The organism is Streptomyces sp. NPDC001594 (genome assembly GCF_042893675.1).
Taxonomy (GTDB): Bacteria; Actinomycetota; Actinomycetes; order Streptomycetales; family Streptomycetaceae; genus Streptomyces.
Map to the genome: position 1 here is coordinate 1 of NZ_JBIAVB010000019.1, position 12,814 is coordinate 12,814.

A 12,814-nucleotide genomic window follows, 5' to 3' on the forward strand; every position below is an offset into this window, starting at 1 on the left:
CCCGCGGAGCGGGTACCTAGGCGCTGCGCGCCTAGGAGAGAACCGCTTCGCTGCGCTCAGCGGTGCCGCCTTCGGCGGCGGTACCCTCCGCTTCGCTCCGGGTACCTGAGCGCTGCGCGCTCAGGAGAGACCGGCCTCGCTGCGCTCGGCCGAGCGCCTTCGGCGCCTGCCCCTCCGCTTCGCTCTGGGGCAGCGAAGCGCCTCGCTACGCTCGGCGGGGCTCGGCTTCGCCGAGCCGGGGCCGGCCCTTCGGGCCCGAGTCCTGCGCTGCGCTCTGGACCTGTTCGGCTTTCGCTGCGCTCCAGCCGAACGGCCTGCTTCGCAGGCCTGAGTGACTCCGTTTCACGGAGTCCGGGCCTTCGGCCCGTTGGGCGGGTCCGCTCCGCTCCCCCACCCGGATCCTTCCGGCTTCGCCTTCAGGACCAGCCCGCTCCGCGGGCGCCCGCACCAGTGTCAGTGGTGCCGGTTAGGTTTTCTCTTGACGGGGTCGGCAGCGAAGCCTCCAGCACTGGAAACCCAACGGCGGAAACCTCCCGGCCTGCACGGGGGCGGCCACGGCCTAACCGGCGACCGGGGTAAAAGGGCCATGCAGACGCTTGCCAGCACCGGCCCCGTCAACACTCAGAAGCCGCTTGAGGGCTGGCATAGGCTGTACAGGCCGCGGTGGGGCAGGTAGCGCAGAGGTCGACGCACCCCCCTGCAAGGGGGATGACGCCGGTTCGAATCCGGTCCGCCCCACCGCGTGCCCTCACGGTGACCCCGATTCACGGGGGCAAAGCTGCGGCCTGTTGGGCGGGCTTGTCCTCAGACCCAGTACCCCCCGCAGTTGGCGTCGCATTCGCAGGGTTGTGGTTCCACGTCCGGTGCCAGGATCAGCGGGCCCAGTCTCCGTACCAGTTCCTCGTCGTCCAGGTGGCCTCCGAACCGGTCCCAGGAGGCGATGAACCGTCCGGGGGTGAGGCCGAGGTCGAAGACCGTCGTAAACGTCACGATCATGCAGAAGGAGATCGCGCCGTCACGGTCGACCGGATCGCTGATGCGGGTCTCCAGGTCGCCTCTCAGCCAGGTGAGCATCTCCAATGTGGGCGCGCCTTCGAGCGCCTTCTGGCGCAGCGCCCGCTCGATCTCCCGCTGCTCGGCTCCGTAGCCCATGCCCCGCCCCTTCGAAAGAACCAGCCCACAAAACAGTGATTCAAAATAGTGTCCAGCTTCAGACAGGAAAAGATGGCATGCTGCACTTCGGGCCCCGCGAGCACGTGCCGGTGGACGTCACGTTCCAGGCAGGTTGATGAGGTATCCCTCGCGGGAGTTCTCACTCATGGTGCGCGCCAGCTCGGAGATGTGTCGTGCCTGGGTGGCAGACAGCCGGCGCACCTCCCACAGCAGCGCCGCGGCGTCCACGGCCTCCGAGCTGGGAGGGCGTGGCACCTCGCTCAGAACAATGCCCGTTAGCGCGGCCAGTTCGTAGGCGTCGATCCCCAGCAGAGCGGCGAAGTCCGTCACCAAGCGGGGCGTCAGTTCCTTGCAACCAGCGCCGATCACACCGTAAGTGGCCGCCGACAGGTACGTGGGCGTCACCACCGCCAGCGTCTTCGCCATGCCCATCCAGTCCAGATTGCGGTACTGGAGCATACGGACGGCCCAACTGCCCGGACCGCCGGTGCGCGGTGCAAACTCTTTCTGAACGAATCGGGTATAACGTTCCTCCTGCGGCAGTGCACGGATGAGTTTGATGAGTTCACGACGGCCCGCCGCTGGGAGGTGCACCGCATCCATCACTACGTATGGCACCCACCGCGAGGCTGCGGAGTCCAGCGGCGCCATGTCGTCCGGGACCTCCAGTCCCGCAAGGATGAACAGATCGACGGCATGGAGCCCCAGCGCAGCCGCAAGGCGCCGAAGCAGCCTCTCGCCTGGGGTCTCCCCCGCGAGCACGGCGCGCACCTCAATGGTGGTGAGCCCGACCCGGTCGGCAAGCTCCTGCCCGGTGAGCTTTCTGTGGTCCAGCAGCCGCGCGAGCATCGCGCCGAAACCAAGGTGCTCCGTCATCGCAGCAGCCTACTCAGAAGACCGTGCAAGGCGTCAGAAGCCCGTTGCTGGCGTGCGGGTGTACCGGCCGGCGGAGGGTAGTGATGCCACAGTGATGTCCGCATCGATGTGTGGCGGGGTGCCATCCGCCATACATGCCGCTGTGCCCGGGTGGTCCTGATCGGGCGCTGGGGCAGCCAATGGGCATGGTCACACCCACCGGATCACGGCTGTGAGGACAACGGACACGGGCCCTGCACGGAGATCGGCGTTCTCCTGTCGGACAGTGGCCGGGTCTATGATTTCGAGCTGATGTACGACCGGGAGAAGGCCGGCGCCGACCGTTGGGCCCACATCGCGTCCTGGCATGACATCACCGACCGGTGGCGAACGGCAGCCCTCAGCGGAGAGATCAGCGACGCGTTCATATGGCGACCGTCTCTATGCCTCACGATTTTCGCCACCGCTGAGGCCGTCGATACTCAGCCGTCAGGCTGAGCTGCCGTCCCCGTCCACCGCTGCCGACACGCGCCGGACCCGGGGTGTTCAGGCGGGGGCGGTGTCGTCGCGGATGGTGAAGAGGGGCAGCGGCTCCGCCGGCTCGTTGAGGAAGGAGTAGGCGGCGGCGAATGCCTCATTCGGCTTCAGCCACCATGCGTCGGGGTCCGGATTCGCCACCCGGTCAGCTGCGGCCCCGTGAGGCGACGGTAGTGGGATGCGTGTGTCAGGCGTTCGCCGCGTACCGCCAGAACTCCCTGATCAGCGGTGCCGGGACGGGGCCCATCGCTGCGACTTGAGTCAGCAGGATGGTGACGACACCCGTGGCCGGGATGACGTGCGCCGCTGTGCCCGTGCCGCCCACCCAGCCGTAGCGGCCGGGCACGTTCCACGGATTGGTCCTGTCGATGTCCACCGAGCCGCCGAAGCCCCAGCCCTGCCCCTCCAGGAAGAGTCGGCCGATGTCGCGCTGCGTCGGATTCGTATGGTCGGTGGTCATCATGCGGACGGAGTCGCCCGACAGCACCCGGCGGCCATCGGCCGCCACCCCGCCGGCCAGCAACATCCGGTAGAAGGCGAGCCAGTCGTCGGCGGTCGAAACCAGGCCGCCACTGCCGAGCGGCAGGGCGGGCAGGCTGTGCCACTCGCCGTCCGGGCCGTCGGCGAGCTCCAGGGCGCCGTCGTCGCCTGGCCTGTAGAAGCTGGTGAACCGACCCCGCTTGGCGGCCGGCACCTCGAAACCGGTGTCCACCATGCCCAGCGGCTCGAAAATCCGCTCCTCCAGGAACTCCGGCAGCGGCTGTCCGGTGACCCGCGAAATCAAAATGCCCTGCAGAAGGAGCAGGTGTCGTACAGCCAGGCAGCGCCCGGCTGGTACAGCAGCGGGATGTGGCCGAGTGCCGCCATCCACTCGTCGGCCGGCGGGAAGTTGCTCGGCACCCGTCCGTCCTTTTGCACCGTGAACAGATCCTGCACCGCCGGCAGTGTGAAGTCGGAGGAGAAGCCGTACCCGGCCTGGGAGGCCAGCACGTCGAATACGGTGATGGGCCGGTCGGCCGGCACCACATCGTCCACCGGGCTCGTCGGCGTGCGTACGACCACCGGCTTCCCCACCTCCGGCAGCCGCGTCCCGATCGGGTCGTCCAAGGCGATCGCGTCCTCCTCCACCAGGATCAGCAATGCGGCGGCAGTGACGGACTTGGTGATCGATGCGACCCGGAAGATGGAGTCCCTCGCCATCGGGACGCCGCCGCCGGCGTCCTGCGCGCCGACAGCCGCGACCTCGACCTGGTCACCCCGGGCCACGAGGCCGACCGCTCCCGGCAGGGCACCGGCGCCAACGTGTGCCTCGAGCAGGTCATGCAGAGTCGTCATCCGGCCACCTTCCAGAAGAATGCTGTCGAAAGACAGACTCCCGGCCCAGGCCCGAGGACGGGAACCACACGCACATCATCACCCTCCAGACGCAGGCGTAGCCCCGGGACCCGGCGCTACGCCTCGTAAGGGAAATGGGCGAGGGGGGCTTCGCGGGCGAAGAACGCTTTGGCCCGTGCTGCCGCCCGCTCGTCGGCGAGCACGTGTCCCGGCCGGGTGCCGTTCCCGAGCAGCACCCCGCCGAACCGCATGCCCATGTACGCCGCCGTGTGGTGCAGGGTGAGCCGCAGCGGCTCCGCGACCTCCTCCTGCTGGTGCGCCATGGCCGTGACGCCCCAAAGTGTCCTACCGGCCATTTTCGCCTTGAAGGTGGGGTCCGGGGTGGACAGCCACTTGGACCAGTAGTCCAGGTAGCGCTTGGCGTAGGAGGACACCGAATACCAGTAGAGCGGCGAGACTATGACGATGTCCGAGGCGTCGAGCGTGGCCCGGTGCAGCGCCGCCTCGACCTCGTCCCCGTCGGTGGGCCCGCCCGGCGCGTGCCGCTCGTCCACGTAGTCGGCCAGCGGCAGCCGCGTCAGGTCCAGCCACGTCTGCTCCGTGTCCGCTCCCAACTGCTGCGCCGCGGCCCGCGCCAGCAGCTCGGAATTGCCATCCGGGCGGGCGCTGGCGAGGAGGAAGAGGAAAGAACGGGACACGGGCGCTCCAAGGTCGGTCCAGCGACGATCAGCGCTGCCAACCACCGGCCCCGGCGAGCTATTCCGCCTCGTCGGCCAGCCCGGGATCGTCGCCGGCATGTGTTCGGCGACGCGGAGCAGCGCCGTGTGCTGCGAGAGCCGCCATCAGGGCCGTCACGCCGTCACCGTAAGGCAGCCGCCGTTGTCCGTCGCGTCCCGGGCAGGCGCCGCAGGGTCGAGGCCCGCCCTCCCGGGGAAACTGCGTACCGGGTCAGCCCAGCTTCGTGAGCTGACGCGAAGGCGTCCTCGGCGTCCTCGGTGTCCTTGGTGTGATCTTTCGGTTCAGCTCGGTCCGGTGGTCGATGACTGCGATGGGTGTGCGCCGCCCGGCCGCCGAAGTGGCGGGGGGCGGGCGGCGACGGGCTCGCTGAGGCTGCGGGGTCCGTTTACGCGGGGAGGAAGAAGCCGGTGATGTCAGCGAGCCGGCCGTCGCGGTGGAGTGCGGTGCTCACGCCCGCCATGGCGGGTTCGTCGTGCTCGCCGAGCTGGGTCCACCGGGCGAGCGACCGGTCGTGGTGCTCGACCACCTCGTCGATACGGAACCGGTGACCGGGGAAGGCTCCGGCGAATCCGGCCATGTAGGCGGCCAGCTCGGTCAGCCCGCTCACCTCCGTGCCCGGGTCCCGATAGGCGACGTCTTCGACCGCGACCGCGCCGAGTGCGGCAGGCCGCTCGCCGGGGTCGGCCGACCAGCACGCGGCGTAGTTCGTCCAGAGCTGCTGCGAGTCGCTCATCGCTGTCCTTCTTTGTCGGAGCCGATCGACGCCATTGCGCCATCGGTGATGGTGTGCAGTTTCGTGACGGGGGCGCCGGCCCGGACCAGCACCAGGAGGCCCTGGTAGAGCGCCAGCAGCCGGGCTGCCGACACCTCGACGTCCAGATCAGCCGACAGCAGGCCCAGAGCGCGGGCGCGCGTCAGCGCGTCGGCGAAGCCGGACTCGATCGTCTCCAGCCCTCGGTGCACTCCCGCGGCGGCCTGCGGGACGGTGAAGGACTCCACCGCGGTGTTGGTGAGGAGACATCCCGGATCGGGATCGAGGCCGGTCTCGAACGTCGAGGTGAAGAACGAGCGGATGCCCGCCACAGGGTCCGGTGGTTCCAGGAGATGGGCCCGGACGCGGGCCTGCACCACCTGGTCGTTGTAGGCGTCCAGTGCGGCGCAGAACAGGCCCTCCTTGCTCTGGAAGACCCGGTACAGGCTGCCCGGATGCAGTCCGGTCGCCTCCTCGATGTCCCGCAGTGAGGCGCCGAGGTAGCCGCTGCGGCGGAACAGTCGCATGGCGCGGGCCAGTACGTCCGCCTGATCCCAGAGCTGCTTGCGGCCCACCGACACCCCCATAGTTGAACGATCGCTCACAAAAATAGCACGGCGGCGCGGCCGGTCCGTCCCGTCGCCCGCCCAACGGGCGGGACGACACGCGTGTCGCGCATCCGTGGACCTGCGTAGCGGCTAGTGCCGGCCCAACTGACCCTGCCCGGGCGGCCGGGCGACGAGATCGAGGCCCTGCTGAAGGCGGAGGCCGATCAGGTGTACGGCCTGCCCACCGCAGCCGGCGGCGGCCTCCCGGCGGCGCCGGCACCTCGACCGGCTGACCACGCGCGTACGCGCCCTACGGAACCAGCACGATCTTGCCCCGGACCCGCCCGGTCTCGCTGAGCTCGTGCGCCTTCGCCGCCTCGGTGAGCGGAAGGGTCTCGGAGATGGTGGGCCGGATGCCGTGGCCGTCGATCAGCGCGGCGAAGTCGGTCAGTACGGCAGGGGTCGGCTCGAGGAAGAACTCCACGAAACGCACGCCCAGTTCGGTGGCGCGGGCGATGACCTCGGTGCGGTCGACGCCGACCCCGACCACGTCCACCAGGATGCCGCCCGGCTTGAGCGTGCCGAGGGAGCGCGGCCCGTAGTCGTGGCTGATGGTGTCCAGTACGGCGTCGATGTCGCGGAGCTCGCCGAAGTCCGCCACCGTGTAGTCGATCAGCTCGTCGGCGCCGAGGTCCCGCAGGTACGCGTGCTTGGCGGCGCTCGCCGTGCCGATGACGTACGCGCCGCGGGCCTTGGCGATCTGGACGGCGAGGTGACCGACGCCGCCGGCCGCACCGTGGATCAGCACCCGGTGGCCGGGCCCCACCTCCGCGAGGGTGATCAGGGCCTGGTAGGCGGTGAAGCCCGAGATGGGAAGGGCCGCGGCGCCGACGTGGTCGAGGGTGCGGGGCTTGGGGGCGATCCGGTCCTCGGGAACGACGACGTGGTCGGCGTGGCTGCCGTGCGGCGGCACGGTCCAGCCGTACACCTCGTCACCCTCCGCGAAGCGGTCCACGCCCTCGCCGAGCCGCTCCACGGTGCCGCTGAACTCGTGGCCGAGGACGTAGGGCGGCGGCCCGAAGAAGTCCACCTTGCCGACCCGGACCTTCCAGTCCGCCGGGTTCATGCCCGTGGCCCGCACCCGGACCAGCACCTCACCGGGGCCGGGCACGGGAAGGGGCGTCTCGGCCAGTTCCAGCACCTCGGAGCCGCCGATGCTCCGCTGGATGATCACACGCGTCGTCGTCATGAAGATCATCATTGCACCGGGAGGATTAGTTGAACAGTTAATTTGATGACGGAGTATGGCCTGCTCCTCGCGTCGTCCGGGCGGCCCGGTGCGGGCCCTCCCCTTCGACGCGTCACCGGCGTACTCGGCGATCGTCCGGCAGTGCTTCGTTTCAGGGGCTGGGCGGGGCGCTTGCGTTGGGTAGGTCGAGGGTGGCGAGGGCGCCGCCGGCCGGGGGGTTCGCGAAGGTCAGGGTGGCGCCGAGGACGGCCGCCTGTCCGAGGGCGATGGTCAGTCCGAGTCCGTGACCGCGTCCCCGCTCGGGGCTTCCCGTGCGGAAGCGCTGGGGGCCTTCGGTGAGCAGTGTGGCGGGGTAGCCGGGGCCGTGGTCCCGTACGAGGATCCGTGCGCCCTTGGCGGTGGTCTCCACGGTGACTTCGACGGGGGCGGCTCCGTGGCGGTGGGCGTTGGTGACGAGGTTGACCACGATCCGTTCCACCCGGCGCGGGTCGGTCTCCAGGAGGGTGGCGGCATGGGCCGTCACGGTGGTCGGTGTCCCCGTGCGGCGGACGATGTCGGTGACCAGTTCGTCGAGCGGTACCGCGTCGGTCCGCGCGCGTTCGGCTCCGGCGTCGAGCCGGGAGATCTCCAGGAGGTCCTCGACCAGCCCGTTCAGGGCCCGGGCACGGTCCCGGACGAGCTCGGCCGCCTCGTCGCCCTCCGGGAGGAGCCCGGCGGCGGTGGACAACCCCATCAGCGGGGTGCGCAGTTCGTGTGCGACGTCCGCGGTGAAGCGGCGTTCACCCTCCAGTTTCCGCTGCAGGGCGGCAGCCATCTCGTCCACTGCGGCCGACATCTCGGTGATCTCGTCGCGGGCCCGGCCGCCCCTTCCGATGCGGGCGTCGAGGTCGCCGTCGGCGATGGCCCGGACCGTGCGGGATCCCCGGCGCAGCCTGCGGTTCATCGGTTCGGTGGCCAGGGCGGCGAGCGGTACGACGACCAGGAGGGCGGCGAGCACGGCCTTGACGATGCTGCGGTCCAGGAGCTGGAGGCCGCGTACCTCGGAGCTCATGTCCGTCCGGGCGACGAGTACCCGGCCGCCTTCGACGGGCATGGCCGCCCACATCCAGTACCAGTTGGGGGGTTTGCGGTCGTTCCAGGTCGCGTACAGAGCGGCCGGGTCCTTGGCGGCCAGCGCCCGCGCGAGCGGTGGGTCGAACCGTTCCGGGGTGAGGACTTCCACGTCGAGCGGCACGCTGCCCGTGCGGGTGTATTCGCGTTCTGCGGCTGCCAGGCGGGAGGAGAGGCGTTCGTCGCCGGTGTGGTCGCTCCGTTCGGCCATCGCCTGGTGGACGAGGACGCCGATCACGGCGGCCACCGCGCAGCAGGCGGCCGTGGTCAAGGCGGCGATCTTCCAGCGGAGGGCGCGCGGGTTGAAGAGTGCCATGGGTGCGGTCGGCCCCTCAGCCGCGGACGAGTTTGTAGCCGAAGCCCCGGACGGTCTCGATCCGCTCGGCTCCGATCTTCTTGCGCAGCCGCAGCACGCACAGGTCCACGACCCGGGTGTCGCCCTCCCAGCCGTAGTCCCACACGTCCCTCAGGAGACGCCGGCGGTCGAGTACGGCGCCGGGAGCCGCCGCGAACTCCAGCAGCAGCCGCAGCTCGGTGGGGGTCAGCGGAACGGGCCGGCCGGCCCGGCGTACTTCCAGACCGAGGGTGTTCACGGACAGGTCCCCGAAGACCAGCTCCCCGGGGGTGGTCCCGGCATCGGCGGGGACGACTGCGGGGTTTGTCGGTGCGGCCGGCCGGAAGGTGGCGCGGCGCAGCAGCGTCCGGATGCGGGCGACGAGGACGGGGGTGTCGACGGGTTTGACGACGTAGTCGTCGGCGCCCGCTTCCAGTCCGGACACCACGTCGAGGGCGTCCCCGCGCGCGGACATCATCAGGACCGGGACCAGGCTCTCCTCGCGGATCCGGCGGCAGAGCCCGATGCCGTCGAGCTCGGGCAGCATCACGTCCAGGATCAGCAGGTCGTGCGTGCCTGCGCGGAACGCCTCCAGGCCGTCGAGTCCGTTCGCGGCCAGCGCGACCTGGTAGCCGTACCGCTCCAAGACGGCGGACCTGGCCGTCGAGGCTACGAACGCCGCTCCTGACCAGAGTTCCGGCAGGATCAACATAACGATGGTCAACCGGGGTTCGGGCACGTGCTCGGCGACGGGCTTCGCGGGCGTCGACATCAAGGACGCCGACCACACTTCGACCCCCGTCGCGCGCGGGCAGGCCCAGCCGCGCGTCACCACGCTCAAGCCGGGCGAAGCCGCTGTCTTCGATCTCGCCTACACCATCGACGGCAGCGGCAAGAGCCTCGCGCACCCGACCGACATCCTGGTGACGCCGCCGAACGAGACCCACATGTTTCTCATCGGGCAGTGCTTCGGTGCAGGGAAGTCGGCCGAAGCCGTCGACGGCAGAATGCAGGTGGACGTACCCGCCGCGTGCTCCCTTGTTCTTGTGTCGGCCTGGAGTTCAAAGGCGATCTGGGACGCCGACCACTTTTCTGACGACGCTGCACGAGCCGACGTCTCCCCTCGGGGGACGGCGGAGCATTCCGATGAAGCACGGGCGTTCCTAGCGCCAGGGATCGAGGGCAAGCTTGCCCAGGGTCTGGCCGGCTTCGAGTTGCTGCAGCACCGCCGGTCCCTCGGCCAAGGGATGGACGTGGGGAGTACCGGGTGGGTACACGCCGTCGGCGATAAGGGCCTCGAGTTCGACGAGCAACGACTGGTAGAGGGACGGGGCGGCGGCCGCCAGTGCACCGATGTGGAGACCCTTGACTTGGACCTGGTGGGTGAAGACCAGGTCGTGGGTGGTGAGGGTGGCGTCGCCGGAGGCGGCGCCGAACACGACGACGCGTCCGGTGAAGGGCTTGGCGACGGAGAGGCTGGTCTTGAACGTGGCCTGTCCCACCGATTCCAGGACCAGATCGACACCGCCGGTCAGACGGGTGATCTCCTCGGCCAGATCGGGGCGCCGACTGTCCAGGACCTCGTCGGCGCCGAGCGCTTTGACGGTGTGGTGCTTCCCCGGTGAGGCCGTGGCGATCACGCGTGCGCCGTAGTGGCGGGCGAGGCGGACGGCGGCCTGCCCGACACCTCCGGCCGCGGCATGTACGAGGACCACCTCACCCGCCTTGGTCTCGCCCAGCGGCTTCAGTGCCGCCAAGGCGGTGGCCCAGTTCAGCACCAGGCCGAGGGCTTCGGCGTCGCTCCAGCCGGACGGCACGGGAAGCACCCCCGCGGCCGGCATCGTCATGTACTGCGCGAAGGCACCCGGTCCGGCTCCGACGACGTGAGTGCCGAGCTGCAGCGGAGTCTCGACGTCCGGGCCGACCCCCACGATCTCGCCGGCGGCCTCGAAGCCCGCCACGTAGGGTGCCTGTGGGCCTCCTCCGTAGGTGCCGTGGGTCTGCATGACATCGGCGAAGTTGACCCCGGCTGCGCCGACGCGGATCAGGTACTCCCCGGGCCCCGGGGTGGGGCGGGGGTGATCGGTCGTGAGAGCCAGGTCCTTCGGTCCCCGGTGTGAGTGCTGGACCAGTGCTCGTACGGTCTGCTGCTTGTTGATCTCCATGCATCGAAGGTAGGAGCCTGACACTTGCGTCAAGGTCAAGCGGCTGTCAGAGATCAGTACGACGGGCCTCTCGCAGGTAGGCGTCGAGGGCCGCCTGCTGATCGCTGAGCACGGCGATGCGGGCCGCGAGCCGATCGCGATGGCTCTGCACCTCGAGGAGGAACTCCGCGCACACCACATCGGTGCCGGCGTCGGATCCGTCGGTGAGGCCGGGCAGGACTTCCCTGATCAGCCGCACGGGCAGCCCGGACTCCAGCAGCGAGCGGATGACGAGCACCCGGTCGATGGTGGACTGGCAGTAGTCACGGAACCCGTTGCTGAACCGGCCGGGGAGGATCAAGCCCTCGTCCTCGTAGTGCCGCAACGATCGCGCACTCACGCCGCTGACTCTGGAAGCATCGCCGATCTTCATACATGCGGCCAACGTCCAAGGGCACGGCAAACTTCCGGCACTCGGTGCGACGAGGTGAAGACCTGGGATTCGTTCGGCTCCGGGGGTGCGCCTCGGTTGGGTCGCGGGGTCAATGGGGCGGGCCGCCGAGTGGCGGATAATGACGTCCGTTGCCCTTTGCGTTCATGTACGCGAGATTGCCCTCGTATTCCGTTTGTCCAGGAGCGGGGTCACCACATAAGATCAACTCTGTAACCGCATTCGCTTCCTCGTGAGCTGTGCCGCCTCTATTTCGTATTTCCATGGGGGGAAATCAAGCCATGAACCGTAGCATTTTTCGGGCCTCTGCCGTCGGTGCGGCCGCGGTCGCCTTCTCCGGGATCATCTCCGTTTCACAGTCCGCCAGCGCGGCAGAAACGTGCACGACCGTCGAGAACAGCCGGATTCAGTCGATGCCCGGCGCAATCCCTGAGGCGCAGCTGTACGTACCCACCTGCATCGAGGCGCTCCCGGGTGGCAAGGTCCGGGGAAAGGCCGGCGTCAACTGGAGTTTCATCAGCGATGGCCAGTCCGACCTCACCAGCAAGCGCTTCACTTCGTTCAAGGTGACCGTCCGGCTGAAGAGCCGGGTACCGGGTGGTGTCGACACCGTGGTCGGCAGCAAGACCTGTGACGTCACGACCCGTATCAACGCGGCGGCTACCGGCGATCTGGACTGCCTGACCGTGTCGGCCACGCTCGACCCGAAGAAGCAGTGGTCCGGCGACGCGACGGTCGTGTACGACGTCGAAGGCGACAGCAAGGGCTCCTTCACCTGGCAGCTCACGGGCTCGCCCCTGATGGGTTAGTCGTCCGCGATGGCGGGGCCTCCCGGAGTGGCTCGGATGGTGGACCGATCCGAGCTCGATGGAGGCCCTGTCTCGTTTCAGTCAGTCCCTTTTTTGGGGGGCGTGGTCCGGTCGCGGGCATTCTGCTCTTTGCTTGATGAAAGGGTTAGTTCTCTCCGTGTCGCCGCGCCGGACGTCTGGGACCGGTAGGGGCCGTGATCAATGCTCCGTATGTCTGAGCGGTCCATGCGGCGACGTGTTGAACGTCGGGGTTGGATGAGTTCTGTGCCGCCTTGGCCACTTGGGCGAGCAGGGACCATGCCTCGGCTTCGGCCAGGAGTGCCACCCAGAGGCTGTAGTAGTCGTCGTCCTCGTCGGTGACTTGATCGAGCTCGGCCGTGAGAACCCTCTCGAGGCTCGGGAAGAGCTGCTCGCGAGGAATGTTGACGATGGCCCGGCGCGCTTGTCGGGCCCAGGCGGGCCTCATCGCCAGGTCGACGAGTCGCGGCAGGAGGGCGACGTCGTCATTCAATTCCGCCAGGAACGCCAGGGCTGCCCCTCGCTGCCAACCGCCGGCGGACAGGGCGGCATCGAGAATCTGCGTTTTGCTGGTTGCCTGCTGGAAGAACTCGGACTGCCGACGAGCCAGCTGTTCCTTCGCATCGACGCAGGCTTGCCAGAACTCCTCGTCGCGCATGGGTCCTCGTGAGGTCATCTGGTCATGATCCGGGCCGTCCGGAAGGTGGCCAACCGAGTATCGGGCGAGGGCGGGATCGGACGGGCCTGGGCTCGTCGTGTCGG

Annotated in this window: 13 protein-coding genes, 1 tRNA gene and 2 pseudogenes; 3 read left to right on the forward strand and 13 right to left on the reverse strand. The window is 69.1% G+C overall.

All coding sequences use genetic code 11. The annotated features are described in order from the left end of the window. Positions 1–665: 665 nt before the first annotated feature. Positions 666–738, forward strand: a tRNA-Cys gene (locus ACFY0O_RS31155). 66 nt (positions 739–804) lie between these two features. On the opposite strand, the gene ACFY0O_RS31160 is transcribed toward ACFY0O_RS31155, so the two are convergent. From ACFY0O_RS31160 to ACFY0O_RS31205, 10 genes and pseudogenes are all read right to left on the reverse strand, one after another. Then, complete coding sequence (locus ACFY0O_RS31160; RefSeq protein ID WP_388952835.1) at positions 805–1,152, reverse strand: hypothetical protein; 348 nt, start codon at positions 1,150–1,152, stop codon at positions 805–807. A 117-nt stretch (positions 1,153–1,269) separates the two neighbouring features. Continuing rightward, the gene (locus ACFY0O_RS31165; protein ID WP_388952837.1) at positions 1,270–2,049 is read right to left on the reverse strand and encodes a hypothetical protein; all 780 of its coding nucleotides are present in this window, start codon (positions 2,047–2,049) and stop codon (positions 1,270–1,272) included. Between the two features lie 525 nt (positions 2,050–2,574). Continuing rightward, on the reverse strand, positions 2,575–2,706 hold the full coding sequence (locus ACFY0O_RS31170) for a hypothetical protein (RefSeq protein WP_388952840.1): 132 nt from the start codon (positions 2,704–2,706) through the stop codon (positions 2,575–2,577). 46 nt (positions 2,707–2,752) lie between these two features. Continuing rightward, positions 2,753–3,900: pseudogene (locus tag ACFY0O_RS31175) on the reverse strand (serine hydrolase domain-containing protein). Between the two features lie 116 nt (positions 3,901–4,016). Beyond that, positions 4,017–4,598 carry a flavodoxin family protein gene (locus ACFY0O_RS31180; RefSeq protein WP_388952843.1) on the reverse strand — a complete coding sequence of 194 codons (582 nt, stop codon included), beginning with the start codon at positions 4,596–4,598 and terminating at the stop codon, positions 4,017–4,019. Positions 4,599–5,023: 425 nt separating this feature from the next. Next, a complete protein-coding gene (locus ACFY0O_RS31185) occupies positions 5,024–5,371 on the reverse strand; it encodes a nuclear transport factor 2 family protein (protein WP_388952846.1) in 348 nt (115 codons plus the stop codon). Beyond that, positions 5,368–5,976 (reverse strand): TetR/AcrR family transcriptional regulator, encoded by a 609-nt coding sequence (locus tag ACFY0O_RS31190; protein ID WP_388952848.1) that lies wholly within the window; start codon positions 5,974–5,976, stop codon positions 5,368–5,370. Before ACFY0O_RS31190 ends, ACFY0O_RS31185 begins: the two co-directional genes overlap by 4 nt. 271 nt (positions 5,977–6,247) lie before the next feature. Continuing rightward, a complete protein-coding gene (locus ACFY0O_RS31195; RefSeq protein ID WP_388952850.1) occupies positions 6,248–7,186 on the reverse strand; it encodes an NADP-dependent oxidoreductase in 939 nt (312 codons plus the stop codon). Positions 7,187–7,337: 151 nt separating this feature from the next. Continuing rightward, a complete protein-coding gene (locus ACFY0O_RS31200; RefSeq protein WP_388952853.1) occupies positions 7,338–8,612 on the reverse strand; it encodes a sensor histidine kinase in 1,275 nt (424 codons plus the stop codon). A 16-nt stretch (positions 8,613–8,628) separates the two neighbouring features. Beyond that, positions 8,629–9,342, reverse strand: a complete 714-nt coding sequence (locus ACFY0O_RS31205) for a response regulator transcription factor (RefSeq protein WP_388953091.1) — start codon at positions 9,340–9,342, stop codon at positions 8,629–8,631. On the opposite strand from ACFY0O_RS31205, the pseudogene ACFY0O_RS31210 reads away from it, so the two are divergent. Beyond that, positions 9,335–9,580 (forward strand): annotated as a pseudogene (locus ACFY0O_RS31210) (DUF4232 domain-containing protein); the annotation flags it as partial. The gene ACFY0O_RS31205 and the pseudogene ACFY0O_RS31210 sit on opposite strands and share 8 nt — an antisense overlap. A 213-nt stretch (positions 9,581–9,793) precedes the next feature. Here ACFY0O_RS31210 and ACFY0O_RS31215 read toward each other — a convergent pair. Both ACFY0O_RS31215 and ACFY0O_RS31220 read right to left on the reverse strand, forming a co-directional pair. Beyond that, positions 9,794–10,795, reverse strand: coding sequence for an NADPH:quinone oxidoreductase family protein (locus ACFY0O_RS31215; RefSeq protein ID WP_388952855.1), 1,002 nt, complete (start codon positions 10,793–10,795; stop codon positions 9,794–9,796). Between the two features lie 46 nt (positions 10,796–10,841). After that, on the reverse strand, positions 10,842–11,207 hold the full coding sequence (locus tag ACFY0O_RS31220) for a MerR family transcriptional regulator (RefSeq protein WP_388952857.1): 366 nt from the start codon (positions 11,205–11,207) through the stop codon (positions 10,842–10,844). 299 nt (positions 11,208–11,506) lie between these two features. Here ACFY0O_RS31220 and ACFY0O_RS31225 point away from each other — a divergent pair, with 299 nt between their 5' ends. Next, positions 11,507–12,034: a hypothetical protein gene (locus tag ACFY0O_RS31225; protein ID WP_388952859.1), complete on the forward strand. Its 528-nt coding sequence runs from the start codon at positions 11,507–11,509 to the stop codon at positions 12,032–12,034. Between the two features lie 145 nt (positions 12,035–12,179). Here the strand turns inward: ACFY0O_RS31225 and ACFY0O_RS31230 are convergent, their stop codons facing one another. Next, positions 12,180–12,710, reverse strand: a complete 531-nt coding sequence (locus ACFY0O_RS31230; RefSeq protein WP_388952862.1) for a hypothetical protein — start codon at positions 12,708–12,710, stop codon at positions 12,180–12,182. Positions 12,711–12,814 lie beyond the last annotated feature (104 nt).